Below are 24,767 nucleotides of genomic sequence, written 5' to 3'. Positions count from 1 at the left end.
GAGAACAGGACGGGAGAGAGCGAATGCAGGGCGTCTACTACCTCGCCATGCTCATCGGCGTCATCTGGCTCTGCCTCTGGGCGGTCTTCCCCAAGCTCGTCAGCCGCTATCCCTCTCCCTTCGACATGCGCGACGACAACGAGACCGTCGAGGAAGGGCCCGCAGGCTGGCGCGGCGCCGACCGGGCACGCAAGCCCGGAACTGCGCCTGCTGACCTTCAGCACCCTGTATCCGAACCCGGCGCAGCCAAATCATGGCGTCTTCGTCGAGAACAGGCTCAGGCATCTGGTCGCCAGCGGCGGGGCTGAGAGCACGGTCCTGGCGCCGGTGCCCTGGTTCCCCGGCCGCACGCCGGCGCGCGCGGCCGTGCCGGAGGCGGAGGAGCGGCACGGGCTGACGGTGCTGCATCCGCGCTTCCTGGCGCCGCCCGGGCTCGGCATGTACACGAACCCCTTCGCGCTCGCGCGCGCCGCGCGGGCGGCGATGCGGCGGATGCTGCAATCGGGCCTGCGCTTCGACGCGATCGACGCGCATTACCTCTATCCCGACGGCGTCGCGGCGGTCCGCCTGGGCCGCGAATTCGGCCTTCCGGTGGTGATCACCGCGCGCGGCTCCGACACCAGCCAGTTGCCCCGCCACGCCGTGCCGCGCCGCCTGATCCAGGACGCCATCGCCCGGGCCGATGCGCTGATCGCGGTCAGCGGGGGGCTCGCCGAGGGGCTGATGGCACTCGGCGCGCCGCGCGAGAAGGTCACGGTGCTGCGCAACGGCGTGGACCTCGACCTGTTCCGGCCGCCCGCCGATCGCGCCGCGGCACGGGCCGCGCTCGACCTCGATGGTCCCACCGTCGTCTCGGTCGGGCTGCTGATCTCGCGCAAGAACCACCACCTGACGATCGAGGCCATGGCCGCGCTGCCCGGCCACCGCCTTCTCATCCTCGGGGAGGGGCCGGAGCGCGAGCGGCTCGAGGCGTTGATCGCCCGGCTCGGCCTCGGTGATCGCGTGCGTCTCATCGGCCCGCAACCCCATGCCGCCCTTCCGCTCTACTACGGCGCGGCCGATGCCATGGTGCTGGCATCGAGCCGCGAAGGCTGGGCGAATGTGCTGCTGGAAGCGCTGGCCTGCGGCACGCCGGTGGTGGCCAGCGCCGCCTGGGGCTCGCGCGAGGCCATCGCTGCGCCCGAGGCGGGGCTGGTTCTGGACGAGACGAGCCCGGCGACGATCGCCGCGGGGCTCCGCAGCCTGCTGTCGGCGCCGCCCGACCGCGGGACGACGCGCCGCTATGCGGAGCGCTTCGGCTGGGAGGAGACGACGATGGGACAGCTCGACCTCTTCAGGCGCGTTCTGGCGGGTGCGGCGCGATGAGCAGGAATCCCCGGCTCCGACGCCGCGACATCGGGCTGCTTCTCGGCCTCGCGCTGCCCGGCTGCGCCGGGCCGACCGGCACGGCATGGGCGCAGCAGCCGAACCGCAGGCCGCCGCCGCGTGGCAACCAGGACGTCGTCGTCTACCTGCCCGCCATGCCCTGCGCGGATCGCCCGGGCGACCTGGTGGGGCTCGTGCTGGAGGGCAGCGGCGCCCCGGCCGGGACGGTCGTCGTGTTCGGGCAGGCCTTCAAGGCGGGCGACATGCCCGCCGGCGCGGGAATCAGCGCCCGGCTCGCGGCCGACGGACGGGAGTTGCCGGCGCAGTTCGACGTCTCGCGCCGCCACCCGGACGGCTCGGCCCGGTTCGGGCTGGTCTCGATCGCCGCGCCGGCGCTGCCCGCAGGGCAGCGCGCCGGGGTCGTGCTGTCACGTCGCCAGGGTGCCGACCCGGGCGCGCCGCTGGACTTCGCCGCCGCGCTCGACGGCCGGAGCCTTACCGTGACACTGACGCCGCTCTCGGGCGGCGAGCCCTGGCGCGCCGACCTCGCGGATCTGCTGCGCCGCGGGCGGAGCGAACCGGCGTGGCAGGCCGGCCCGCTGGCGCGGCAGGCGCGCATCGCATTGCCGGCGCCGCTCGGAGCCGTGCGCTCCCTGCGCTGCGTCGCGGATGTGGCGGTGCGCGCCGACGGGTCGCTCTGGGTGGACCTGTGGCTGCGCAACGACGTCGCGATGCAGCCGGCCGGCGGCGATGTCGCCTATGCGCTCCGTCTGGAGATCGACGGCCAGCCCGCGCTGAGCGCCGAGGTGCCGCGGCACTGGCAGTATGGCGCCTGGGGACGGCTCGTCGGCGCGAAGCGGGGCGGCGACAAGGCACCTGAACCGCCGCGCGCCATCCACGACACGCGCTACCTGGCCGCGGCCGGTGCGGTGATGCCCTATGATCTCTCGATCGGCGTCGGGCCCACGGTGTTCCAGGGCATCGCGCGCTATCGCGACCGGCCGGACTGGGACGTGCCGTTCAACCCGCGCGGCCTGCAGACCAGCATGGGTGCGCCGGGCGCGCGGCCCGACCTCGGCCAGACCACGAACTGGATCGCGGCCTGGCTCATGTCCGGCGATGCGCGGGCGGCGGAGTTCTCGATCGGGCAGGCGGAGGCGGCCGGCGGCATCCCCTGGCACTATTGGGATCCGAAGGGCGGCGCCGACGGCGATGGCGGCTGGCTCGATGTGAAGCGCTGGCCGGGCTTCTGGTCCGACCCGCGCGGCGGACGGCCCCCGCTGACCCTGCTGCAGCGGGCCGCGATCAACACGATCTGGCAGCGGGGCGGTTCGCACTCCCACCAGCCGGCGCTGAGCTTCGTGCCCTATCTGCTCACCGGGCGGCGCCCGTTCCTCGACAACCTGATGGCGCAGGGCGCGTGGAACGTCAGCGGGATCTGGCCGGCGGTGCGGCAATGGGAGGGGCCCGTCAACGACCTGCTCCTCGTCAACCGGCGGCAGACGCGAAGCGCCTCCTGGACGATGAGACAGGTGACGGAGGCGGCCTGGATCGCCGCGGACAGCGACCCGACGCGCGCCTACATCGAGGATGTGGCACGGCTCAACTGGGCCTGGCTCCGCGAGCAGATCCCGCGCTGGACCGAGGCGCAGGGCGACATCCATGGCTACCTGGAGCCGCTGGACTTCGGCTACACGCCCAATCTCGGCCCGTGGCAGCAGGACTACTTCGTCTCCAGCGCGGCGATGGCGGCCATGCGCGGCCAGGAGGACGCGCGCGCCTTCCTCGACTGGATGCGCAACTACATCGTCGGGCGCTTCTTCGCCACGCAGCAAGGCTACACGCGCAACGACGCCGTCGCCTATCGCATGTCGCTGGTGCCGGAGCCGCTGCCGGAGAAGCCCGACCCGCCCAGGGCGCCGTTCAGGACCTGGGCGGAAGTGGTGGCGGCGAACCGCGAGCGCGACCTCGACAACGGCACCACCTGGCGCCACAGCAACGGCGAGTATCCGCGCCTCGGGATGCTCTCGCTGGCGCTGATGGCGCAGGTGTTCGACGACGCGCGCGCGAAGGAAGCCTGGCAGTGGCTGGCCAATTCCGATGCGCTGGCCGCCCGTGTGAAGGTGTTCCAGATGACGCCCTATCACGCCGTCGCGCCGCCGGGCCTCGTGCGCGTGCCGGAGCACGCGCCGCGCTGCACCCCGTCCCGGCGCTGAGGCCGGGCAGGGTCCTTTCCGCAAACAGGTCAGGAGTGCGTTCTTGGCTCTCTACCTCGTCACCGGCGGCTGCGGCTTCATCGGATCGCATCTCTGCGCGGCGCTCGCCGCACGCGGGGATGCGGTGCGGGTGCTCGACGACCTCTCCACCGGCTCGCGCGACAACCTGCTGCCCGGCGCGGAACTGCTGCAGGGCGACGTCGCCGACGCGGCGCTGGTGCGCAGCGCGATGCAGGGTGTGGCGGGGTGCTTCCATCTCGCCGCGGTGGCCTCGGTGGAGCGCGGCGTGCAGGACTGGCTCGGCACGCACCGCGCCAACCTGACGGGCACCATCGCCGTGCTGGACGCAGCGCGCGCCGGGCGCGTGCCGGTGGTCTACGCCTCCTCGGCGGCCGTCTATGGCGAGCAGCACATCCTGCCGATCGCCGAGGATGCGCCGAAGCGGCCGCTTTCGGCCTATGGCGCCGACAAGCTCGGCTGCGAGCAGCACGCGCTGGTCGCCGGCCATGTGCACGGCATCGCGACGCTCGGGCTGCGCTTCTTCAACGTGTTCGGACCGCGGCAGGATCCGCGCTCGCCCTATTCCGGCGTGATCTCGATCTTCTGCGACCGCCTGGCACGCGGGGAGCCGGTGACGGTGTTCGGCGATGGCGGGCAGACGCGCGACTTCGTGCATGTCGCCGACGTGGTGGCCGCGTTGCTGGCCGGTCTCGACGCGGCCTCCACCGCGGCGCCCGTGCTGAATGTCTGCACCGGACGCGCGACCTCGGTGCTCGACCTCGCTCACGCGATCGCCGCCGCGTGCGGCCGGCAGGCGGATATCCGGCATGCGCCGGCGCGGGCTGGCGAGATCCGTCATTCGCTGGGCGATCCGACCGGGGCGCGGGCGCTCCTGGACCTGGAACCGAAGGTTGGTCTGCGGCAGGGGCTCGAGGAGGTGGTCGGGTGGCTCGCCCGGGGCCGGCCCGGCCTGGCGGCCGAGGCGGCTGCGCGGGAGCCGGTCACTTGAGCAGCCGCAGGCCCAGCAGCAGGACGGCCCAGGCCAGGATGGCCATCGCCGCGATCGCCATGAAGGCGAGCGGCCATGGCAGGCGGTCCGGTAGCCGGCGGCGGGCGCCGAACGGCCCGGCGCGCCAACCCCAGGTTCGATCAACTCCGATCATGGCCAACCTCGCGTGTCGAGGCGCCGAGGTCCCTTCGGTCGCATTTGCCGGCCGGGGCGCCGGGCGGCCTTGGTTTGCGTCTTGCGCCGCACCGCGGCGCGGCCTTCAGGAAAAGCGCGCTGCAGCCCCGGCGGTTGCCTGCTGGCCCAGCTTGGAGGGCGGCGCGATGGCCTGCGACCCCATGCGGAGCACGGCGCGATGTGCGGCGTAGTCGGCCTGTTCCACCCGCTCCGGCCGGCGACGCCGGCGGAGGGCGCGCTGCGCCGGATGACGGCGGCGATCGCGCATCGCGGGCCGGATGGCGACGGCTTCCATGCAGAGCCGCATCTCGGCTTCGGCCATCTGCGCCTGTCCATCGTGGACCTGGCCGGCGGCGCGCAGCCGATGGCCACCGAGGATGGCCAGCTCGTCGTCTGCTTCAACGGCGAGATCTACAATTACGCAGGGCTGAAGGCGGAGCTGGAAGCCGCGGGCCATCGCTTCCGCACGCGCTCCGACACGGAATCCATCCTGCATGGCTGGCGGCAATGGGGCCTCGGCGTGCTCGACCGCATGAAGGGCATGTTCGCCTTCGCGCTGTGGGACCGCGCGCGCGGCGAGCTGCTGCTCGCGCGCGACCGGCTGGGCGAGAAGCCGATGCTCTACGGCGCGCTGCCGGACGGCACGCTCGCCTTCGGATCGGAGATGCCGGCGCTGCTGGCCCTGCCGGAGATGCCGCGAAGGCTGGACCACGCCGCGCTCGATGACTTCCTGGCGCTCGGCTACATCCCCGATCCGCAGAGCATCTATCGCGACATCCGCCGCCTGCCCGCCGGGCACTTCCTGCTGCTGCGCCGCGACGCGCCGCTCGACCTGACGCCGCGGCGCTACTGGCAGGCGCCGCGCCAGGCAGTGGCGGCGCCGGCGGATGCGCCGGCCGAGCTCGCGCGGCGGCTGGATGCGGCGGTGCGGGCGCAGCTGATGTCGGACGTGCCGCTCGGCGCCTTCCTCTCGGGCGGCGTCGATTCCTCAGCCGTCGTCGCCTGCGCCGCGCGCGCGGTGGCGGAAGCCGGCACGGGGCCGCTCGCCACCTTCACCATCGGCTTCGAGGGCAGCGAGGATGAGCGGCCGGCCGCCGCCGCGCTCGCCGCGCGGCTCGGGCTCGCGGCGCATGCGGAAGCCGGCACGGTGGACTACGTCGCCGCGGCGCGCGAGCAGGCGAAGCTGTTCGGCGAGCCCTTCGGCGACCATTCCGCAGTGCCGACCCTGATGGTCTGCAAGCTGGCGCGGAAGCACGTGACCGTCGCGCTTTCCGGCGATGGCGGTGACGAGGTCTTCGCGGGCTATCGCCGCTATCGCTTCCACAAGCTGGCAGAGGCGGCACGGCGCATCTTCCCCGCGGGCGTGCGGAAGCAGGTGATCGGCCGCCTTGCGGCGGTCTACCCGAAGCTCGACCGCGCGCCGCGCTGGCTGCGCGCGAAGTCCACGCTCACCGAGATCAGCCTGGATTCCGCCCTGGGCTACTACCGCACGGTCTGCAAGCTGCACGAGGATCGCCGGCGCGGCCTGTATGCGGCGCCGCTGCGGTCATCGCTCGCGGGCTACGATCCGGCCGCGCGCATCGTCGCGCTGATGGACGAGTGCGACCCGGACGACGCGCTGCTGCAGGCGCAATACGCCGACCTGCACAGCTACCTGCCGGGCGACATCCTGGTGAAAACGGACCGCATGGCGATGGCGGTCTCGCTGGAGCTGCGGCCGCCGATCCTGGACCACGAGCTGGTGGAGTTCGGCCTTTCGCTGCCGGCGTCGCTGAAGCTGAAGGACGGCTTCGGCAAGCATGTGCTGCGCAGCGCCATGGCGCCGCTGCTGCCGGCGGAGCTGCTCTGGGGCAAGAAGCGCGGCTTCGCCGACGACATCGCCGGCCAGTTCCGCGCCCAGGCCGCGACGGTGCGCGCGCGTCTCACCGGTGGCGCGATGCAGGACAGCGGGCTGTTTGACGGCGCCGCGCTCGGGCGGCTGGTGGACGAGCATGCCTCGGGCCGGTTCGACCATGCCCAGGCGATCTGGCAGCTGCTGGTGCTCGAGGGGTTCCTGGCGCAGCACGGCGCCGCGCCGGCGCGGGCGATGGAGACGGTCGGCGCGTAGCGCCGACCCTCAGCCGCGCGCCCAGATGATGTCGCCGCGGACGGGACCCGTCACGGGCTGCAGCCGGCCCTCGCCATCCACGACATGCGGCGAAAGCCCCTCGCCGCGCAGCAGCGCCACGATCTCGCCGATGTCAGTGCCGTAGCGGGCGGCGTGGCGTTCCTGCAGCTCGGTCTGGATCAGCAGACCGGGATTGGCGCGGATGGTGCCGAGCGCGCCGCGCAGCACCGGCAGCTCGAAGCCCTCGACGTCGATCTTCAGGTAGTCCACCCCCGCGACGCCCCGCGCGGTGAGCGCCGCATCCAGCGGCGTCACCGGCACCTGCGCGCCGGTCTCGCCATCGGCGGCGACATGCGTCTCCCCGGGATTCGCGGCGGTGAAGGCGAGCGTCAGCGTTCCCGCCTCCTCGCCCAACGCCTCGTTCAGCGCAAGGACGTTCGCGAGACCGTTCTCCGCCACGTTGCGCGCCAGCAGGCGGTAGGTGACGGGGTGCGCCTCGAAGCTCACGACGCGCCCCTCCGGCCCGACCAGGCGGGCCGCCGGCAAGGTGTAGGCGCCGATATTGGCGCCGGCGTCCACGAAGGTCATGCCGCGGCGCAGCCGGCGCTCGATGAGGCGCCAGATCTCGGGGTCGCGCGCGCCGCCGACCGCCATGGCGAAGGAGCTGAAGTTGTTCGGCATGGTGTGCATCACCATCCCGTCCGGCGTGCGGAAGGCGAACTCGCCGCCCGACATCTCGCGCAGCGTGAAGCCGAGCGCGCGCTGCCAGCTCTGCAGCGGCGCGGCCGCATAGGCCGGGGCGTGGCGCATCCAGCGCGCGCGCCAGCGCAGCGCGCGGATCGGGGCCGGCACGAGCTTCTTGGCAAGCTGCATCATGGCCAGGTTGCTAGCCCTTTCGCGTCACGGCGCACCGGCGCCGCCTTTCCCTTCGGTGACGTCGCGGCGCTCAGCGCCGGCGGAGGATGACGTTGTCACCATCCTCCATGGCGAAGTCGCTGCGCTCGCGCAGGAACTCCTCGGTGGCGGTGCGCGCGCCGCCATAGGCATGGTAGTCGTCCATCACGATGGCGCCGCCGCTTGGAACGCGGTCCGCCAGCGTGGTGAGCACGAGCTTCGCGGGGTCGTACCAGTCGCAGTCCACATGCACCAGGGCGACCGGCCGGTCCGCATAGCCGGGCAGGGTGTCCGCGAAGAGGCCCTTGTGCAGGACCACCGAACTGCCGTCGACCGGCACTCCATGCGCGGCGAAGCTTCGGCACACCACGTCGTAGAGGTTCTCGACATAGCCGTAGTAGGTGTCGCCGCCGATGCCCTGCGACTTGCCCGCGGCGATCTCCTCGTAGCGCTTGCGCGACGCGGCATCGTCCTTCTCGGAGGTCGGCGGCGGGATCATGCCGAAGACGTCGAAGCCGTGGAACTGCCGCCCGTCGCGCCGCGCGAGATGGGCCAGCACGATGCCGGACCCGCCGAGCGCCATGCCGAATTCGGCGAAGTCGCCGGCGACGCCCGCGCGCCGCAGCCTGGCGGCCGCGCGCTCCAGGCGGAGAAGCTTGCGCGCGCCGAGCATCGTCAGCTTCTCGCGCCGCACCTGCCGCGACAACGGGCTCAGCGCGGCAAGCAGCACCGCGCGCTTCAACTGCCTCAGCATCCCGTCGCCCTCCGATGGTCCGGCATGGTCATGCCTTCGCGGCCGCGGACCGGCGCGGCAGGAAGACGCCGCCGATCCGCGGCGGCAGGCGGTGCAGCAGCGCGGTCTCGGCGCCGTCCGGCCGCCCCATGGCGAACCAGGCGCCCCAGAGCACCAGGCCGTAGGTCGCGGCGCCGAGCGCAACCTTGGCCGGCGCGGCGAGCAGCAGCGGCAGCCCGGCCGGGAACAGCGCGAGCACGCCCACCATGGCCAGACCCGCCAGCACGGGGCGGGCGAAGATCGCGATCGGCGCCGCGGGCCGCCCGAGACGGGTGAAGATCAGCGTGTAGTCGAGCAGCGTGAGCAGCACGGAGACGATGGCGTAGGTCGCGGCCACCGCCATCATCCCGCCCATCGCGCCGGCCGCGACGCAGGTCACGGCGAGCACCGCGCCCCGCAGCGCCCAAAGCGCGGCCGACCAGTGCTGCTTCGACAGCGCGGCGAGGATGCTGCGATGCAGCCCGGCGAGCGTCTGCCCGGCCACCCCGATCGCGGTCAGCGCGAGGATGGGCGCCGCGCCCGCCCATTTCGGGCCGAGCAGCAGTCCGACGATCTCCTCGGCGGTGGCGGAGACGCCGAGGCCCGTCGCCACGGCGACGATGGCGCCCGCGCCGACAGCCTGCTGCGCAGCGCGCGCGAAGCGTGCCGGCTCGTCCTGCAGCCGCGCGAGGCCCGGCAGCAGCGCGGAGGAGGCGGGCGCCACCATCTCCGCGACCATGGTGCGGGATAGGTCGCGGCTGGTGTGATACAGGCCGAAGAGCTGCGTGGACACCATGCGGCGCACCACCACCTCGTCCGCGACCGTCGCCACATAGGTCGCGCAGCTCAGCATCATCGTCCAGAAGGAGAAGCCGACGAAGTCACGCCAGCGGCTCAGCGTGAGGCGGGGACGATAGGGGTAGAGCACGTAGCTCATCGCCACGTAGAGCACCGTGCCGGTCATCGAGCCCCACACCAGCCCCCAGTAGCTGCGAGTGAGGAAGGCGCCGGCCACGACGCAGGCGACGACGACGATCTTCTGGAACACCTTCAGCATGAATTCCTTGCGGAAGGCGAAGTCCCGCATGAAGGTCATGGTGCCGGGGCTGAGCAGCGCGACGATAGTCGGCGTGAAGGCCTGCCAGCGGAGAAGCTCCGTCAGCGCCGGCTCCTCGAGCACGCGCGCGGCAAAGGGCGCGACGAGGAAGATGACGACGGAGACCACCGTCGCGGCGATCAGGTTCATCGTCCAGGCGGTGTGCAGATGCTCCGGGTCCAGCCGGCGCAGTCGGATCAGCGCCTCGCCGATGCCGATGGTCTGCAGGATGGCGAAGAGGCCGAGCACGATGGCCGAGGTGCCGACCACGCCGAAATCGGCCGGCGTCAGCAGCCGCGCGGTGAAGAAGATGGAGACGAGCCCGATGGCGCGCAGCACGAAGCGCAGCGCGACCATCACGGCCGCGCCGCGCAGGACGACCCCGCCCAGGGGCTCGGCGCGGCCGCTGCCCTCGCTCATGAAGCGGGCGGTTCGGGGAGCCGGGCCGGGGACAGCGCTCAGCCCATCCAGGTGACGTGCGGGAAGCGGTCGCGCATCGAGAACTCCCAGACCGCTCGGCACTTGAAGTAGTTGTTCGGGTAGAAGAGCGTCGGCTTGCCGATCAGCCCGGCGGAGATCGCGACGTGCAGTCGGTTGGTGCGGATCTCGTCGAACTTCGACAGCACCTGGATCATCGAGCGCGCCGCGTGGAAGGCGACGGGCGCGGGCGACACGCCGAACATGAACACGATGGGCAGGTCGATGTTGTCGGGCGGGATCTCGATGTCGGTCGCCTCGTTGTCGAGGCGGAAGCAGTTCAGCACGCCCCCGGGCGGCCGCGCCAGCAGATCCGCCGCGACCGGGCCGGGGTTGAGGTAGCGCTTCACATTGGCGAATTCGGTGTGGCCGCTGCGGCGCAGCAGGCGCGACATCGCGAAATGCGCCACCATGGCCGCACGGTTGAAGCCCTCGCCGCCATGCAGCAGCCGGTCGAGATCCAGGCTGAAGGCGAGATCGTCCATCAGCAGCGTCTCGTAGCGCCGGCTCACGCTGCTGATGTAGTCGAACGTCACGCGCTCCCGCGCGATGACCGTGACGTTGCTGCCGAATTCCTCGAGCAGTTCGTCCACGTCCTTGATGGTGTGCGGCAGGATGGTCAGGTGCTTGGCGGTGGCGTGCAGCCGCTCCAGCGTCCGGTACGCGTGGCGCGCCTTGCCGTAGAGATTGCCGCCGCCGCCGTACAGCACGAACTGGCCGCTGACATCGAGGCCGCGCAGGCTCGGCACGCGGTAGCGCGCACCGGCCCGCTCCAGCGCCTGGTAGGTGGCGGCCGACATCACGCTGTCGCCGGCGTTGCCGGGATTGGGCACGAAGAGCACGTCCTTGCCCGTGAACTGGCCGAGGTAGTCGTGGATGCTGCCGCTCATGTCTGGCCTGTCGCCGCTCCGTTCACCGCACGCACGCACCCTGCCCGGCCTGCCGGCGAGGGCCTTCGGCCGGGATCCGGCCGCCCGTCACTCAGCCGCTGGTTGCCCAGGTTGTCCCGATCTCCGCATCGTATCGCAGAAATGTTAAGATTTGCAACCTTTGGGACTGTCGTCTTACGCCGAAGTTATTGTCTGCCGGCTTACGTCTGCAGGATGGCCGTCACGAGACCCGATCAGTCACCATCGATCAGCCGCGCATAGGCCCGGAACATGGTTTCCTGGTCGTAGTCGCGCTTCGCCTTGGCACGGTTGAGCGCGCCGAGACGGCCGCGCAGCGCCGCATCCTCGACCAGCGGGCGCAGCCCCGCGGCCAGCGCCGCCGGGTCCCGCGCCGCGACATGCGGCGCCGCCTCGGGCGGCAGCATCACGCCCACGTCGCCGACATCGGTCGCCGCCACGGCGACGCCGCTCGCCATCGCCTCCATCACCGAGAAGGGCATCTGCTCGGTGTCGGAGGACAGCGCGAAGACATCCATGGCCCGATAGGCGGCGGCGGGATCCGGCACATGCCCGGCAAACAGGGTCCGGTCGGCGAGGCCGAGCTCGTCGGCGAGGCCCTCCAGCATCGCGCGCTCCGGCCCGTCGCCGATCAGCACCAGGCGGAAGGCGAGGCCCGCATCCAGCAGCAGCGCGGCGGCGCGCAGCAGCCGCGCCAGGTTCTTCTCCGCCCGCAGCGCGGCGACGGTGCCGATCAGCGGCCCCTCCCCCGGCACGGCGAGATCGGCCCGCGGCCCGTCGGGGCGGAAGCGGGCGAGGTCGAGGCCGTTCGGGATGTGGTGCAGCCGCGCCTCCGGCAGGCGCCAGGCCTCGCGCGCGGCGCGGAGCAGCACGGTGGAGGGCAGCGCCACCTCGCTGCCGCGCAGCACCAGCCGCCGGGTCAGCACCCGGCGCGGCTTCTGGCCGGCGGCCTCGTCCGGCCCGAAGCCGTCCTCCGTGTGCAGGTGCCTGAGGCGCGGGGGCAGCAGGTTGGCCATCGCCCATTCGATGCTGCCCCAATTGCTGGTCACCAGCGCGGCCGGGCGCAGGCGGCGGATCACCTGGCGCGCCGCCAGCATCGCGCGCAGCGGATCGAGGCCGCGCGGCACCGGGGCGGGGAACAGGGTGAAGGGCACCTCCGGCCGCAGCCGCTCGGCGCAGCCCGTCTCCCCGTCCAGCGCGACGATGGCGTGGCGCCAGCGCGGGCCGTAGCGGTTGGCGAGCGCGCAGAAGCGAACCTGGGCGCCCCCCACGGCGAAGCTGGGAAAGACGCTCAGCACCAGCGGCGCGTCGCCGGGCGGCAGCGGCGGATCGGCCGGCGGCGTCACCGTGGCGGCCGCGCCTGCAGTTCCGCCAACCCGAGCGCGGCGACCCGGCGGGCGTTGCCTTCCCAGGTCAGGTCGCGCCGAAACACCTCCTCCCGCGCCGCGGCGCCGAGGCGGGCGCGGAGCGCGGGGTCGGTGGCCAGCCGCAGCACCGCGTCCCACATCGCGCCGGGGCGGGCGGGATCGAACAGCAGGGCCGTCGTCCCATCCGCCAGCACCTCCCGCAGGTTCGGCTGGTCGGGCGCGACGATGGCCCGGCCGGCGGCCATGTATTCGAAGACCTTGAGCGGCGAGGCATAGGGCACGGCGGCCGGCTGCAGCGCGATATCGAAGCCCGCCAACAGCGCCGGCACCTGCTCCCGCGGCGCGAGGCCGGTGAAGGTCACGCGATCGGCGATGCCGAGCTCGGCGGCCAGCGCCTCGAGCCCCGGCCGCGCCGGGCCGTCACCCACCATCAGCAGCGAGAGGCGCGGCTCGCCCTGCCAGGCGGCGATGGCGCGCACCACGTGATCCAGGCCGTGCCAGTCGCGCACGAAGCCGATGAAGCCGAGGGTCAGCGTCGCCTTGGGCTCGGCCGGCGGCGGGCCGGGCTCGGGGAATTCCTCGAGATGGATGCCGTTCGGGATCACCGCGATGCGCTCCCGCGCCACGCCGGCGGCGGCGACATGGCCCGCCAGCACCTCGGTCACCGGCAGGACGCGGTCGGCGCGGCGCCAGACGAAAGCCTCGCTCCAACGGGCGAGGCGACGCAGCCGGAGATTGCCGAAGCGCGCCCGCTCCTCCGCCAGCGGGGCATTGACCTCCACCAGGAAGGGCAGGCCGAGGCGGCGCGCCAGCACGGCGCCCGAGAGGTAGAACAGGTTGTAGCGCTCATAGAGGATATCGGGCCGGAACTCCCGCGCCGCCCGCGCCAGCCGGAGATAGGCGGGCAGGCTGTAAGCGAGCTCGGCAAGCTCGGCCGCGAAAGGCGGCAGCGCGCGGCGGAGGCCCGCGATGAAGCGACTCTCGCCGCCGAGTTCGGCGCGCTCGAAGGCGGCGGGCCCGACGACGCGGACCTCATGGCCTTCGCCGCGCAGCGCATCCACCAGCGCCTGGAGATGAACGCCCTGGCCGTCGCGCGACTGGATGCGATGGCTGTAGAGGATGCGCAATGCCCGCGGGCCCGTCTCGCCGGTCACGCCCCTCTCCACCCTTGCGGCCCCTCGCAACACCCTCGAACCGGATCGCTGTATCGTGGCCTGGAAGGGCTGGGAAGCTTCGCGCCGTGAATTTCCGGCGAAGCGCGGGGGCGGCCCCGCCTTCGCGCTTGCCTTGCCAGGCCTGTTCCGGCACCACGATGCGCCTGCCATGAGGACCGGGACCAGACGGTAACGGGGAGCGCCGCAGCGGTGATCCCGATTGCGCGATTTGCCTCAGGCGCATGGACGAAGCGGCCTTTTTCGTCTACAGGTGGTGGCGGTGTCTCATTCTGCGCCCCTTGCCGAGCCTCATGCCGCACCGCCGCGCGATTCCGCGCAGTCGGCCTGGCCCGCCGCCATCGCCCTGCTCGTCGTCGGGGTGATCGGCCTCGGCATCCTCTTCGAGCGCGAAGTCTCCGCCGCCGTGCGGATCTGGGAGACGAACGAGGCCTATAATCATTGCTGGCTGATCGCGCCGATCGCCGCCTGGCTCGCCTGGAGCCGGCGCCAGCGCCTGGCGGGGCTGCAGCCGGCGCCGACGCCGCTCTTCGCCCTGCTCGCCATCCCGGTCGGCGCCGCCTGGCTTGTCGCCGAGCGCCTCGGCATCATGGAAGGACGCCAGCTCACCGCGCTGGCGCTGGTGCTGGTCTTCGTGCTGACCGTGCTCGGCTGGCGCATCACGCGCGCCATGGCGGCGCCCCTGCTCTACCTGTTCTTCCTGGTGCCCTTCGGCGCCTTCACCGTGCCGCTGCTGCAGCAATTCACAACCTGGTTCATCGACATCGGCCTCGATGTGATCGGGATCCCGCACTACGTGGACGACCTGATCATCGAGACGCCGGCCGGCACCTTCCTGGTGGCCGAGGCCTGCGCCGGGCTGCGCTTCCTGATCGCCGCGCTGGCCTTCGGCGCGCTTTATGCGCTGGTGATGTTCCGCAGCCCGGGGCGGCGGCTTGCCGTGCTGGCGCTGGCCATCGTGGTGCCCATCGTGGCGAACGGCTTCCGCGCCCTCGGCATCGTGGTGCTGGGCAGCGTGCTCGGCAGCGCCGAGGCCGCGGCGGCGGACCACATCATCTATGGCTGGGTCTTCTTCTCCATCGTCATGCTGCTGCTGATCGTGGTCGGCCTGCCCTTCCGCGAGGATCACCGGCCCGACACCGCCCCGCCGCCGCCCGCGCGCCCGATGCGCGCGCCGCGCGCGGCGATGCTGGCCGTGGCGGCGCTGCTGGCCGGCGGCCTCGCTTCCGCGGCGCCGGCAACCAGCCTCGCGCTGCAGCAGGCCGGGGCGCGCGCGCCGGAGCGGATCGCCGTGCCGCTGCCGCCCGTCGAGGGCTGCGACGTCTCCGCCGACGGCGCGACGCTCGTTTGCGGCGACCTCACGGTGCGGGCGGAGGCCGTGATCTTCCCCGCGCAGGCGACCTGGAACGTCGTCTCGGCCGAGCGTTCGCGGGCGGCGGGCCTGGACGACCAGGACCTGCTGTTCAGCGTGCGTGTGCCGAATGGCGGCACCTGGCGGGCGCGCCAGTCGCGCGACAGGATGCAGACCGTGGCGATCGGGCTCTGGCTGAATGGCCGTCCGGCGGGCGGCGGCGTCCGCAGCCGGGCCGAGCAGGCCTGGAACAGCCTCGGCGGCGGCCAGGGCCTGCCCGTGCTGATCGCCGTGACCATCGCGCCGCAGCAGGCCGAAGGAGCGTTCCTGCACGCGCCGCGGCAGCGCGCCGTGCTGGAAGCCCTGCTCGAGGCGCAGGGGCAGCAGATCGCCGCCGGCGCGTCGTCGCTGTCCGGCCGGAACCGGGCGCCCGCTTCGGAACTGGTCTGGCCCGGCACCAGCCGCAGCCGCGGTTAGCGCCCGCCGGGCCGCGTCAGGCGGCGGGCGCCGGCCCCGATCCCGGCGCTGGAAGCGACGCCAGAAGGGCCATCACATCGGCGTCATCGAGCTGGCGGAAGTCGTCGTAGCAACCGCCGACGCCGAAGGGGATGCCGCCTTCCCGCAGGCACAGCACCTCGTCCGCCTCGGCACGGAGCGACGCCGCCGCGTCCTCGGCGCAGACCGGGGCGGCGAGCACCAGCCGCGCCGGGCGCTGCCGCCGCAGCGCGTGCAGCGCGGCGCGCGCGGTCGCGCCGGTCGCCAGCCCGTCATCCACCACGATCGCGGTGCGGCCCGTGGCCGGGATCGGCGCGCGGCCCCCGAGCCAGGCGGCACGCCGGCGGGCGATCTCCTCCAGCGCCCGCGCCCGCGCGGCGGCGACGTAGCGCGCATCGGCGCCGGTCAGGCGCAGGATGTCCTCGTTCAGCACCGTCTCCGGCGTCTCCCCGTCCACCACGGCGCCGATCGCGAGCTCGGGCTGGCCGGGAGCGCCGAGCTTGCGGACCAGCACGAGGTCGAGCGGCGCGGACAGCGCGCGGGCCACCTGCACCGCCACCGGCAGGCCACCCCGGGGCAGCGCATAGACCACCGGATCGGGATGGTGCCGCTCCGCCAGCCGGCGCGCGAGCTCCCGGCCCGCCGCCGCGCGGTCGGAGAACCGCGTTCCGCTCATGGCCGCCCGTCGCGCCGCGGGGTGATGCGCATCAAGGCGGCGCGCGCGACCGGGCGTAGAGTGCTTCTATCGCCACCAAGGAGGAAGCTCATGGCCATACGGGATATCCTGGTTCACCTGGATGCAACGCCGCGCGCGGCGGCGCGGCTCGATCTTGCCGCGCAACTGGCGCAGCGGCTGCAGGCGCATCTGACGGGCCTGTTCGTGCTCGACATCCCGATCCCGGCCTTCGCCGGCGGAGAGATCGCCGGCGCCGCCGCGGTGGCCGACCTGATCGAAGGCATGCGCGCCGCCGGGCTCGAGGACGCCGCGAAGGTGGAGGCGACGTTCCGCGAGAAGCTGCGGCGCGAAGGGCTGGCCGGCGAGTGGCGGCTGGCGGAAGGCATCACCGGCGGCGAACTGGCCCTGCATGGGCGCTATGCCGACCTCGTGGTGGTCGGCCAGTCCGGGCCGGAGGACGCCACGGTCGGCAGCGCCGCGATCGAGGCCGCGCTGTTCCAGACCGGCCGCCCGGTGCTGGTGGTGCCGCATGCCGGCCCGGTGGCGAGCCTCGGCAAGCGCGTGCTGGTCGGCTGGAACGCCAGCCGCGAGGCCTCCCGCGCCCTGCATGACGCGCTGCCGCTGATCGCCACGGCGGAGAGCGTCACGGTGCTGACCATCAATGCCGAGCCGGGCGCCGACAGCCATGGCGAGGAGCCGGGCGCCGACATCGCGCGGCACCTCGCGCGGCACGGGCTGCAGGTCACCGTCCGCCGCATCGTCGGCGCCGAGATCAGCGCCGGCGACATGCTGCTGAACGAGGCCGCCGATCTGGGCGCCGACCTGCTGGTGATGGGCGGCTACGGCCATTCGCGGTTCCGCGAGTTCATGCTGGGCGGCGCCACGCGCACCCTGCTCGGCCAGATGACCGTGCCGGTGCTGATGTCGCACTGAGGGCGCGGGCGCGGTGCCGCCCCCGGCCTAGCCGGGGGCGATGCCGTCCAGCTGCGCCGCGATCTCGGCGGGCGGCAGCTTGGTGAGGTCCTTGTCGAGCGAGCCGCGCAGCTTTCCCCGCGCGGCGTCGCCAAGCTCCGCGCGCAGGTCGCCCAGGAAGGCGGGCGGGGCCACCAGCAGCAGGCGGTGGTAGTGGCCGGCCTCGGCCTCAAGCGTCGCCGCCAGATGGCCCGCGAAGGCGTGCTTCGCGGCGCGGTGCGGGTCTGTCTTCGGCTCGATGGCGTGGCGGGCGCCGCCGACGCTTTCATGCGCGCGCCCCGGCCGCTCCGTGCCGCGCTCATGGGAGGGGCGGTTGTGGATCTCCTCCGCGACCTCGGTGCGTTCCCGCCAGGCGCCGAAGGGCGCCTCGCGCTCGAAGAAGCGGGCATGCTGCGCGTCGGCAACCAGGGCCCATTCGATCTCAGCCGGCATGGCGTCCTCCTGTCCTCTGTCCGGGAACGCAGAGCAGCACCGGGCGACGCGGCATTCCATGACGCGCATCAATGGCACGGACCGGAAGGCAGGCCGGCGCCCCTCCCTGATCCCCCATGCCGACCGGCCCGGTCCTGCCCGCCGGCCCCCGCGGGCCGCAGGTCGCACAACGGGGCGTTCGGCCCTAAATAGGATCCTGAACCGAACGCCCGCCGGCCGCCCGGCCGCCGGCAGACCAGGGACCTGCATGTCCGACGCCATCCGCCTCACGAAACTGCCTTCCGGCCTGACCGTGGTGTCCGAGAAGATGCCGCGCGTGGAGACCGTCTCCATCGGCGCCTATGTGGATGCCGGCGCCCGGCACGAGACCGCGCCGGAGAACGGCGTCTCCCACTTCCTCGAGCACATGGCGTTCAAGGGCACGCGCAAGCGCGACGCCGCGGCCATCGCGCGCGAGATCGAGAATGTCGGCGGGCATCTCAACGCCTACACCTCCCGCGAGAACACCGCCTTCTACGCCAAGGTGCTGAAGGAGGATGTGGGGCTCGCTGCCGACATCATCGGCGACATCCTGAGCCACTCCACCTTCATCCCCGACGAGCTGGAGCGCGAGCGGGGCGTGATCCTGCAGGAGATCGGCCAGGCCAACGACACGCCGGACGACATCGTCTTCGACCATTTCCAGGCGACCGCCTATGCCGCGCAGGCGATGGGCCGCCCGGTGCTCGGCACCGAGGACACGATCAAGCACATGAAGCGGGAGGCGCTGACCGGCTACATGCAGCGCCATTACGGTGGCCAGCGCATGGTGATCGCCGCCGCCGGCGCCATCGAGCATGACGACCTGCTGGCGATGGTCGGCCAGCACTTCTCCGACCTGCCGGAGGCCGTGCCCGCCGCTGCCGAGGGCGCGCGCTACACGGGCGGCGAGTTCCGCGAGGAGCGCGACCTCGACCAGGTGCATCTGGTCTTCGGCTTCCCGGCCGTCGCCGCGACCGATCCGATGAACTTCCCGACGCAGCTGCTCTCCACCCTGCTCGGCGGCGGCATGTCGTCGCGGCTGTTCCAGGAGATCCGGGAGAAGCGCGGCCTGGTCTATTCCGTCTATTCCTTCGTCTCGCCCTTCGCCGACTCAGGCCTGTTCACGGTCTATGCCGGCACCGGCGAGGACCAGGCGGAGGAGCTGGTGCCGGTGGCGCTGGAGGAATTCCGGCGCGTGCAGAAGGACGTGACGGAGGACGAGCTGAACCGCGCCAAGGCGCAGCTCCGTGCCTCGCTGCTCATGTCGCTCGAGAGCACCGGCAGCCGCTGCGAGCAGCTGGCGCGCCAGCTGCAAGTGTACGGCCGGATCGTGCCTGTCGAGGAAACGAAGCAGAAAATCGCGGCTGTGACGGTGGAGCAGGTGCAGGCGGCCGCCGCGCGGATGTTCCGCGCGACGCCGACGCTCGCAGCCCTCGGCCCCGCCGGCAAGGTGCCGGCGCTGCCGGTTATCGCCGAGAAGCTGGCGGCATGACGCCTCCGATGACGGGAGGGCGCAGGAGCGCCAGCTCCGAGCACCGGACGTCTGAATCGGAGGCGCAAGCATGAACGATCTCGACCGCCTCTCCGACCTCGTCGCCGCGGCGAAGCGTGCCGGCGCCGATGCGGCGGATGCGCTGCTGGTGCAGAACGCCTCGCTCTCCGTCTCCCGCCGGCTCGGCAAGATCGAGCAGCTGGAACGCGCGGAGGGATGGGACCTCGGGCTGCGGGTGTTCCTCGGCAAGCGCCAGGCGATCGTCTCCTCCACCGATCCCGATCCGAAGGGTTTCGGCGCACTGGCGGAGCGTGCGGTGGCGATGGCGAAGGTGGTGCCGGAGGATCCCTTCGGCGGCCTGCCCGACCGCTTCGACCCGCCGCGCGACGCCGCGCCGCTCGACCTGTTCGACCCGACGGAGCCCACGGCCGAGCAGCTCATCGCCCGCGCCGCCGCCGCCGAGGACACGGCGCTTGCCGTCAAGGGCGTGACGAACAGCGAGGGCGCCGATGCGTCCTGGGGCCGGGTGCGCATCGCGCTGGCGATGTCGAACGGCTTCGCCGGCGGCTACCAGCGCAGCTCCCACAGCCTGTCCTGCACCGCGCTCGCGGGCGAGGGCACGGCGATGGAGCGGGACTACGAATGGTCCTCCGTCGTGCATCTGGAAGACCTCGAGGATGCGGTGGAGATCGGCCGCAAGGCCGCGGAGAAGGCGATTGCGCGGCTGAACCCGACGCGGCCGAAGACGGCGCGCATCCCGGTGGTCTACGACCCGCGCGTCTCGTCCTCGCTGCTCGGGCATCTCTCCAGCGCGATCAACGGCGCGGCGGTGGCGCGCGGCACCTCCTTCCTGCGCGAGAGTCTCGGGCAGCAGGTCCTGGCGAAGGGGCTGACGGTGCGCGACGACCCGACGCGCCGTCGCGGCCTGCGCTCCCGCCCCTTCGACGGCGAGGGCATGGCGGGTCAGCCGCGCGCCATCGTGCAGGATGGCGTGCTCACCACCTGGATCCTGGATTGGCGCGCGGCGCGGCAACTCGGCCTGGCCTCCACCGGCCATGCTAGCCGCGGCACCGGCGGGCCGCCCGGCCCGGCGCCCACGAACCTCTGGCTGGAAGCCGGCACCGTGACGCCGCAGGCGCTGATGGCCGACATCGCCGAAGGTCTCTACGTGACCGACCTGATCGGCATGGGCGTGAACGGCGTGACCGGCGACTACAGCCGCGGCGCCGCCGGCTTCATGATCCGCGGCGGGGCGCTGGCCGAGCCGGTGAGCGAGATCACCATCGCCGGCAATCTCAAGGAGATGTTCCTGCACATGACGGCGGCGGACGACCTGCGTTTCCGCCGCGGCACCGATGCGCCGACCATCCGCATCGAGGGCATGACGCTCGCCGGCGCATGAGCGACGGGGCTGCGATCACCCGGCAGGAGGTGGAGTACGCCTACCGCCTCCTGCTCGGCCGCCCGCCGGAGAACGAGCGGGCCTATGAATACGGCCTGGGCGCCGGCGACCTCGAGACGCTGCGGCGCTGGATCATGGCCAGCCCCGAATTCCTGCTGCGCCTGCGCGACGATGCCTCCGGCGCGATGGCCCGCTGGGTGGCGGAGCAGCAGCAGGCCCGCGCCGCGATCGAGCAGCAGGCGGAGGGGCCGCCGCGCATCGTCTTCCTGCACATCATGAAGACCGCCGGCAATTCGCTGCGCCGGCGGCTGGAAGCGCTGGTGCCGCCGGGCACGGTGCGCCCGGAGCAGCTCGGCCGTCCGGCACAGTTCCCGGTGGAGCATTTCGCGCCCTACCGGCTGATCGCCGGGCACTTCTCGGCGGTGGACGCGGCGCATGTGCCGGGGCCGAAGCGCGTCTTCACCGTGCTGCGCGAGCCGCGCGAGAGGCTGATCTCGCTCTATGCCTATTGGTCGCGCCACCGGGAGGAGGTGATCGCGGAGCGCGGCCTGGGGCAGCAGGCCATCGCGCGGCGCTCCACGCTGCTCGGCTTCCTGCGCAGCAAGGCGCCGGAGCTGAACGGCACGCTGCACAACGCGATGACCACCGTGCTGGCGGGCGACTTCGTCTATGCCGGCGGCGGGCGCTACGCCCATCGCCACTTCCCCGACCAGCCGAAGCTCAGCCGCGCGGAGCTGGTGCAGCGCGCGCTGACCAACCTGCTGTCCTTCGACTACGTCGCCTTCGTGGACCGGCTGGAGGAGGACCGGCCGCGCCTGATGCAGGCGCTCGGCCTGCCCGATCCTGGCCCGCTGCCGCGGGAGAACACGCGCGAGCTGGTGGATGCCATGCTGGAGCCCGCGCGGGAGGTCGAGGTCACGCCGGAAGCCGAGCGCGAGCTCGCGCGGCTGACGGAGCTCGACCGCATCGTCTATCGGCTGGCGCGGCAGCATTACGGCTGACCGCGCCGGCCGTCAGGAGGCTGCCCGTCGGGCGCCGACCCGCGTCAGCCGAAGATGTCGCCCGGGGCGCCGCCGCCGAGCGGGCCGGCCCCGCCGAACAGCGAGCCATCGGCGATCGCCGCCTCCAGCGCCGCCTGCCCGATGTCGTGGAAGCGCGCGACGGCGGTCCAGCCATGCGACGCCGACTGCGCCATCAGCAGCGATCCGACGCCAGGGGCGTTGAACACCATCAGCACGTCCTCCGCCGTGTCACCGGGGCCGAGATTGGCGCCGAAGAACGCGTCGGCGAAGCCGATCCGGTCCAGGCCGAGCTGGAAGTTGCGGATCTCGTCGAGGCCGATGTCGCCCGCTTCCCAGCGCAGCGTGTCCTGGCCGGAGCCGAGCACGATATCGTCCGCGCCCTGTCCGCCGCGCACCATGTTGTTGCCGCCGCCGGTGACGATCACGTCGTTGCCGCTGCCGCCGTCCAGCCTGTCATTGCCCTGCCCGCCGGTGGCGTTGTCGCCATGGATGGTGTCGTTGCCCGATCCGCCGAGCACGGTGTCCGCACCCGACCCGGCGTAGATCACGTCGTTGCCGCTGCCGGCATCCACGTAGTCATGGCCGCCGCCGCTCTCGATGCGGTTGTGTGCGGCGTTGCCGAACAGCACGTCGCCGCCGGAACCGGTGACCAGGTTCTCGATGCTGTAGAGGCTGTCATTGCCGAGGTCGCTGACGGCGAGGCCGATCCCGAGATTGATCACGACGCTGCCTGAGGTGTTGAACACCGCCGTGTCGGTGCCGCCGCCGCCATGGATGTAGTCGTTGCCGCTGCCACCCTCGAGCCGGTCGTTGCCGTTCTCGCCCTTCAGCCAGTCATTGCCGGCGCCGCCGAGCAGCACGTCGTTGCCTTCGCCGCCCTTCAGCGAGTCATGACCGTTGCCGCCATCCACCGTGTCGGCGCCGTCGCGCCCGTCCATGGTGTCGTTGCCGCCATCGCCCCAGAGGCGATTGCCGAGGTGGTTGCCCAGGATCTCGTCGGGCAGCAGGGAGCCGCGGAAGTTCTCGATGCTGTCGAGATAGTCGATCTCCCAGCCATTGCCGTTCGGCCATTGCTGGTAGACGACGCCGGCGCCGAGGTCCGCATCCACGCGCGTGGTGGAATTGACGTAGCTGACGGTGTCGGTGCCGGAGCCGCCGTAGAAGAAGGCGTTGCCGCCCATGCCGTTGACGGCGGGGCGGGCCAGGAACAGGTCGTTCCCGCCGTAGCCGTACATGAACACGACGCCTGCCGGCTGATCCAGCACGTCGTGCCCGCTGGTGCCTTCGACGATGACCGGGGTGACTTCCGGGGGTGCATTGGACATGACGCTGATCCTCCTGTGGGATGGGTTCGGAAAACCCCCACCGGAGAGGCGAATGTTTCTAATGTTTCGCCTGTCTGGCCGCCTCGGCTATTTATGGCGAAGCAATGGAAACCTGCGCCTCTTCGATTGGGCGCCAATCTGTTAATGGGAATACTGTGCCGGATGGAACGCGTACGCCTGCACGCGCCCAATGCGGAAATGCCGGCAGGCGCCGCATCTTGTGAGTGGATCGGGAAAGGAGGCTCGGCAGCCGGCGCGGCCGAATGGCCGCACCGGCGCTCGCGGGCCGGAGGCGTGCCCTCCGGCCCTGCGCGATCAATCCACCACGATCTCCCGCACCTGCACCTGGTTGTCCGCGCGGTGCGTCACGGTCACCCCCGTGCGATGCGCCCACGGGATCATCATGTGGTACAGCGGGATGTGCCCGAGATCGGCGTTGTGCATCGCATGCGCCTCCCGGATCAGCGCCCGCCGCGCCTCCGGGTCGCCCTCGGCGTCGATGCGCGGCAGCAGCGCGTCGAAGGCGGGATTGGAGTAGCCGCCCGCATTCCACGTGGCCGATCCGCCCACGCTGCGGGACGCCATCACCGCGCGCATCGTGTAGCTGGCGTCGAAAGTCGGCACGCCCCAGCTCAGCATGTAGAGCATCGGCTCCTGCCGGCGCAGGCGCTGGCTGAACACGGCATTCGGATGGATCGTCAGCTGCGCCCGGATGCCGACGCGCGCCAACATCGCCGCGACCGCCTGGCAGGCATCGTCATAGGGGCCGACGGGGCAGTCCATCGGCACGGTGAAGCCGTTCGGATAGCCGGCCTCGGCCAGCAGAGCGCGGGCGCGCGCCGGGTCATACGGCGTGCGGCGGTCGGTCTGCTCCGACCAGCCATTGACGAATTGCGTCCACATGCTGCCGGTCGGCACGCCCTGGCCGCGCAGCGTCGTGCGCCGCAGCCCGTCGATGTCCATCGCATGCGCCATCGCCTGGCGGACGCGCTGGTCCTTGAAGGGGTTGCGGCCGCGCACGTCGGAGCCCGTCAGTTCCTCCAGGTCCTGCCGCATGCCGACCATGACGGTGCGGTTCTCCTGCCCTTCCAGGATGCGCAGCCGCTGGTCGCGCTGGATGCGTGCGACGTCCTGCAGCGGCACGACATGCACGAGATCCACCTCGCGCGAGAGCAGCGCCGCGATGCGCGTGGCGTCCGAGGTCAGCGTGATGTGGTGGTATTCGGTGACGTTGCCGCGCGCCACATTCGCCGACCACCCCCACCAGTTGGGGTTGCGCACCATCACCGTGCGCTGGTCCGCCTCCCGCGCGCGGATCACGTAGGGGCCGGTGCCGTTGCTGTTGCGGACGGTGAAGGTCTCCTCCCGCTGCGCGAAGTTCTGCGGCACGGTCGCGCGGTTCGCCTCCGACCAGCCGCGGTCCATGATCATCACGCGGGTCATCTTGTCCGGGATCACCGGGTCGGGGACGCGGGTGACGATGTCCACCGTCAGCCGGTCGCGTGCCTCGGCCCCTGCCACCGTGTCCACGTAGATCCCGTAGTTGGAGGTGGGCTTCAGCGCGCGCTCGATCGAGAACACCACGTCGTCGGCGTCGAAGGCCTCGCCGCCGGCGAAGCGCACGCCGTCGCGCAGCGTGAAGCGCCAGCGGGTCGGCTCCACCTGCTCCCAGCGCGTGGCGAGGCCGGGCTGCACCTTCAGGTCGTCGCCGCGCCAAGTCAGCCCCTCATAGACCTGGTGGACCACCAGGAAGGTGAAGAGCGCATTCGTCGCGTGCGGATCGAGCGTCGCCGCATCCACGCTGGTCGCCATCCGCAGCACCCGGTTGGGCGCCTGCTGCGCCGCCGCCGCGCCGCCGAGCGCGAGCAGCCCCATCGCGGCCGCACCAAGCCGCCACCGCATCCGTCCCGACATGCCGGATCTCCGTTCAGGTTGAACGCGCAGAGCCTGGGGCCGAAGCGGGTGCCATCGCAATCCGCATGAAGGCAACCTATATTCCCTGTCACAAACCCACTGGAGACG

21 protein-coding genes are annotated in these 24,767 nt (G+C 72.2%); 10 read left to right on the top strand and 11 right to left on the bottom strand.

Annotated features, from left to right (window positions below; genetic code table 11):
- The first annotated feature begins 23 nt into the window (after nt 1–23).
- The 4 genes from DFH01_RS28680 to DFH01_RS08180 are packed head-to-tail and all read left to right on the top strand — an operon-like array spanning nt 24 to nt 4,590.
- Nucleotides 24–308, top strand: coding sequence for a hypothetical protein (locus tag DFH01_RS28680; protein WP_233256029.1), 285 nt, complete (start codon nt 24–26; stop codon nt 306–308).
- Nucleotides 202–1,365 (top strand): glycosyltransferase family 4 protein, encoded by a 1,164-nt coding sequence (locus DFH01_RS08190; RefSeq protein ID WP_233256028.1) that lies wholly within the window; start codon nt 202–204, stop codon nt 1,363–1,365. Before DFH01_RS28680 ends, DFH01_RS08190 begins: the two co-directional genes overlap by 107 nt.
- On the top strand, nt 1,362–3,581 hold the full coding sequence (locus DFH01_RS08185) for a hypothetical protein (protein ID WP_109869822.1): 2,220 nt from the start codon (nt 1,362–1,364) through the stop codon (nt 3,579–3,581). The genes DFH01_RS08190 and DFH01_RS08185 overlap by 4 nt, the downstream gene beginning before the upstream one ends.
- 43 nt (nt 3,582–3,624) lie before the next feature.
- The gene (locus DFH01_RS08180) at nt 3,625–4,590 is read left to right on the top strand and encodes an NAD-dependent epimerase/dehydratase family protein (protein WP_109869821.1); all 966 of its coding nucleotides are present in this window, start codon (nt 3,625–3,627) and stop codon (nt 4,588–4,590) included.
- Here DFH01_RS08180 and DFH01_RS28110 read toward each other — a convergent pair.
- Nucleotides 4,583–4,744: a hypothetical protein gene (locus DFH01_RS28110; RefSeq protein WP_158287663.1), complete on the bottom strand. Its 162-nt coding sequence runs from the start codon at nt 4,742–4,744 to the stop codon at nt 4,583–4,585. The genes DFH01_RS08180 and DFH01_RS28110 overlap by 8 nt on opposite strands.
- 198 nt (nt 4,745–4,942) lie before the next feature.
- Here DFH01_RS28110 and asnB point away from each other — a divergent pair, with 198 nt between their 5' ends.
- Nucleotides 4,943–6,871 carry an asparagine synthase (glutamine-hydrolyzing) gene (gene asnB, locus DFH01_RS08175; protein WP_109869820.1) on the top strand — a complete coding sequence of 643 codons (1,929 nt, stop codon included), beginning with the start codon at nt 4,943–4,945 and terminating at the stop codon, nt 6,869–6,871.
- A gap of 9 nt (nt 6,872–6,880) precedes the next feature.
- On the opposite strand, the gene DFH01_RS08170 is transcribed toward asnB, so the two are convergent.
- The 6 genes from DFH01_RS08170 to DFH01_RS08145 all read right to left on the bottom strand — a co-directional run bounded on the left by DFH01_RS08170 (nt 6,881) and on the right by DFH01_RS08145 (nt 13,539).
- On the bottom strand, nt 6,881–7,747 hold the full coding sequence (locus DFH01_RS08170) for an FkbM family methyltransferase (RefSeq protein WP_109869819.1): 867 nt from the start codon (nt 7,745–7,747) through the stop codon (nt 6,881–6,883).
- Between the two features lie 70 nt (nt 7,748–7,817).
- A complete protein-coding gene (locus DFH01_RS08165) occupies nt 7,818–8,519 on the bottom strand; it encodes a TylF/MycF/NovP-related O-methyltransferase (protein ID WP_109869818.1) in 702 nt (233 codons plus the stop codon).
- A 28-nt stretch (nt 8,520–8,547) separates the two neighbouring features.
- Complete coding sequence (locus tag DFH01_RS08160) at nt 8,548–10,053, bottom strand: oligosaccharide flippase family protein (protein ID WP_109869817.1); 1,506 nt, start codon at nt 10,051–10,053, stop codon at nt 8,548–8,550.
- Nucleotides 10,054–10,091: 38 nt separating this feature from the next.
- The gene (locus tag DFH01_RS08155; RefSeq protein WP_109869816.1) at nt 10,092–11,000 is read right to left on the bottom strand and encodes a hypothetical protein; all 909 of its coding nucleotides are present in this window, start codon (nt 10,998–11,000) and stop codon (nt 10,092–10,094) included.
- A gap of 233 nt (nt 11,001–11,233) precedes the next feature.
- Nucleotides 11,234–12,364 carry a glycosyltransferase family 4 protein gene (locus tag DFH01_RS08150; protein WP_158287662.1) on the bottom strand — a complete coding sequence of 377 codons (1,131 nt, stop codon included), beginning with the start codon at nt 12,362–12,364 and terminating at the stop codon, nt 11,234–11,236.
- Nucleotides 12,361–13,539 (bottom strand): glycosyltransferase family 4 protein, encoded by a 1,179-nt coding sequence (locus DFH01_RS08145; protein WP_233256010.1) that lies wholly within the window; start codon nt 13,537–13,539, stop codon nt 12,361–12,363. The genes DFH01_RS08150 and DFH01_RS08145 overlap by 4 nt, the downstream gene beginning before the upstream one ends.
- 280 nt (nt 13,540–13,819) lie before the next feature.
- Between DFH01_RS08145 and xrtA the strand changes: the two genes are divergently transcribed.
- On the top strand, nt 13,820–15,385 hold the full coding sequence (gene xrtA, locus DFH01_RS08140) for an exosortase A (protein ID WP_158287661.1): 1,566 nt from the start codon (nt 13,820–13,822) through the stop codon (nt 15,383–15,385).
- Nucleotides 15,386–15,401: 16 nt separating this feature from the next.
- Here the strand turns inward: xrtA and DFH01_RS08135 are convergent, their stop codons facing one another.
- Nucleotides 15,402–16,079 (bottom strand): phosphoribosyltransferase, encoded by a 678-nt coding sequence (locus DFH01_RS08135; RefSeq protein WP_109869813.1) that lies wholly within the window; start codon nt 16,077–16,079, stop codon nt 15,402–15,404.
- 90 nt (nt 16,080–16,169) lie between these two features.
- On the opposite strand from DFH01_RS08135, the gene DFH01_RS08130 reads away from it, so the two are divergent.
- Complete coding sequence (locus DFH01_RS08130; RefSeq protein ID WP_109869812.1) at nt 16,170–17,012, top strand: universal stress protein; 843 nt, start codon at nt 16,170–16,172, stop codon at nt 17,010–17,012.
- Nucleotides 17,013–17,039: 27 nt separating this feature from the next.
- Here the strand turns inward: DFH01_RS08130 and DFH01_RS28105 are convergent, their stop codons facing one another.
- Entirely contained in the window at nt 17,040–17,483 is a 444-nt protein-coding gene (locus DFH01_RS28105) for a host attachment protein (RefSeq protein ID WP_158287660.1), read from the bottom strand.
- Between the two features lie 247 nt (nt 17,484–17,730).
- Between DFH01_RS28105 and DFH01_RS08120 the strand changes: the two genes are divergently transcribed.
- The 3 genes from DFH01_RS08120 (at nt 17,731) to DFH01_RS08110 (ending at nt 21,399) form a co-directional block, all read left to right on the top strand.
- A complete protein-coding gene (locus DFH01_RS08120; protein ID WP_109869811.1) occupies nt 17,731–18,996 on the top strand; it encodes a M16 family metallopeptidase in 1,266 nt (421 codons plus the stop codon).
- Nucleotides 18,997–19,066: 70 nt separating this feature from the next.
- Nucleotides 19,067–20,398: a TldD/PmbA family protein gene (locus DFH01_RS08115; RefSeq protein WP_109869810.1), complete on the top strand. Its 1,332-nt coding sequence runs from the start codon at nt 19,067–19,069 to the stop codon at nt 20,396–20,398.
- Nucleotides 20,395–21,399: a sulfotransferase family 2 domain-containing protein gene (locus DFH01_RS08110; RefSeq protein WP_109869809.1), complete on the top strand. Its 1,005-nt coding sequence runs from the start codon at nt 20,395–20,397 to the stop codon at nt 21,397–21,399. Before DFH01_RS08115 ends, DFH01_RS08110 begins: the two co-directional genes overlap by 4 nt.
- A gap of 44 nt (nt 21,400–21,443) precedes the next feature.
- On the opposite strand, the gene DFH01_RS08105 is transcribed toward DFH01_RS08110, so the two are convergent.
- Both DFH01_RS08105 and DFH01_RS08100 read right to left on the bottom strand, forming a co-directional pair.
- Nucleotides 21,444–22,745, bottom strand: coding sequence for a calcium-binding protein (locus tag DFH01_RS08105; protein WP_109869808.1), 1,302 nt, complete (start codon nt 22,743–22,745; stop codon nt 21,444–21,446).
- A 315-nt stretch (nt 22,746–23,060) separates the two neighbouring features.
- Nucleotides 23,061–24,659 carry an ABC transporter substrate-binding protein gene (locus DFH01_RS08100; RefSeq protein WP_233256009.1) on the bottom strand — a complete coding sequence of 533 codons (1,599 nt, stop codon included), beginning with the start codon at nt 24,657–24,659 and terminating at the stop codon, nt 23,061–23,063.
- Nucleotides 24,660–24,767: the final 108 nt, after the last annotated feature.

Origin of the sequence: Falsiroseomonas bella, from assembly GCF_003173615.1 — a bacterium.
In the GTDB taxonomy this organism is placed as follows: Bacteria; Pseudomonadota; Alphaproteobacteria; order Acetobacterales; family Acetobacteraceae; genus Falsiroseomonas; species Falsiroseomonas bella.
Note: the sequence above shows the minus strand (reverse complement) of the source record. Positions and strands in the feature narration are given on the sequence as shown.

Coding starts and splice junctions, on each gene's coding strand:
- DFH01_RS28680 (WP_233256029.1), top strand. CDS start 24: ATGCAGGGCGTCTACTACCTCGCCATGCTCATCGGCGTCATCTGGCTC.
- DFH01_RS08185 (WP_109869822.1), top strand. CDS start 1,362: ATGAGCAGGAATCCCCGGCTCCGACGCCGCGACATCGGGCTGCTTCTC.
- DFH01_RS28110 (WP_158287663.1), bottom strand. CDS start 4,744: ATGATCGGAGTTGATCGAACCTGGGGTTGGCGCGCCGGGCCGTTCGGC.
- asnB (WP_109869820.1), top strand. CDS start 4,943: ATGTGCGGCGTAGTCGGCCTGTTCCACCCGCTCCGGCCGGCGACGCCG.
- DFH01_RS08170 (WP_109869819.1), bottom strand. CDS start 7,747: ATGATGCAGCTTGCCAAGAAGCTCGTGCCGGCCCCGATCCGCGCGCTG.
- DFH01_RS08165 (WP_109869818.1), bottom strand. CDS start 8,519: ATGCTGAGGCAGTTGAAGCGCGCGGTGCTGCTTGCCGCGCTGAGCCCG.
- DFH01_RS08160 (WP_109869817.1), bottom strand. CDS start 10,053: ATGAGCGAGGGCAGCGGCCGCGCCGAGCCCCTGGGCGGGGTCGTCCTG.
- DFH01_RS08155 (WP_109869816.1), bottom strand. CDS start 11,000: ATGAGCGGCAGCATCCACGACTACCTCGGCCAGTTCACGGGCAAGGAC.
- DFH01_RS08135 (WP_109869813.1), bottom strand. CDS start 16,079: ATGAGCGGAACGCGGTTCTCCGACCGCGCGGCGGCGGGCCGGGAGCTC.
- DFH01_RS08130 (WP_109869812.1), top strand. CDS start 16,170: ATGGCCATACGGGATATCCTGGTTCACCTGGATGCAACGCCGCGCGCG.
- DFH01_RS28105 (WP_158287660.1), bottom strand. CDS start 17,483: ATGCCGGCTGAGATCGAATGGGCCCTGGTTGCCGACGCGCAGCATGCC.
- DFH01_RS08120 (WP_109869811.1), top strand. CDS start 17,731: ATGTCCGACGCCATCCGCCTCACGAAACTGCCTTCCGGCCTGACCGTG.
- DFH01_RS08115 (WP_109869810.1), top strand. CDS start 19,067: ATGAACGATCTCGACCGCCTCTCCGACCTCGTCGCCGCGGCGAAGCGT.
- DFH01_RS08110 (WP_109869809.1), top strand. CDS start 20,395: ATGAGCGACGGGGCTGCGATCACCCGGCAGGAGGTGGAGTACGCCTAC.
- DFH01_RS08105 (WP_109869808.1), bottom strand. CDS start 22,745: ATGTCCAATGCACCCCCGGAAGTCACCCCGGTCATCGTCGAAGGCACC.
- DFH01_RS08100 (WP_233256009.1), bottom strand. CDS start 24,659: ATGTCGGGACGGATGCGGTGGCGGCTTGGTGCGGCCGCGATGGGGCTG.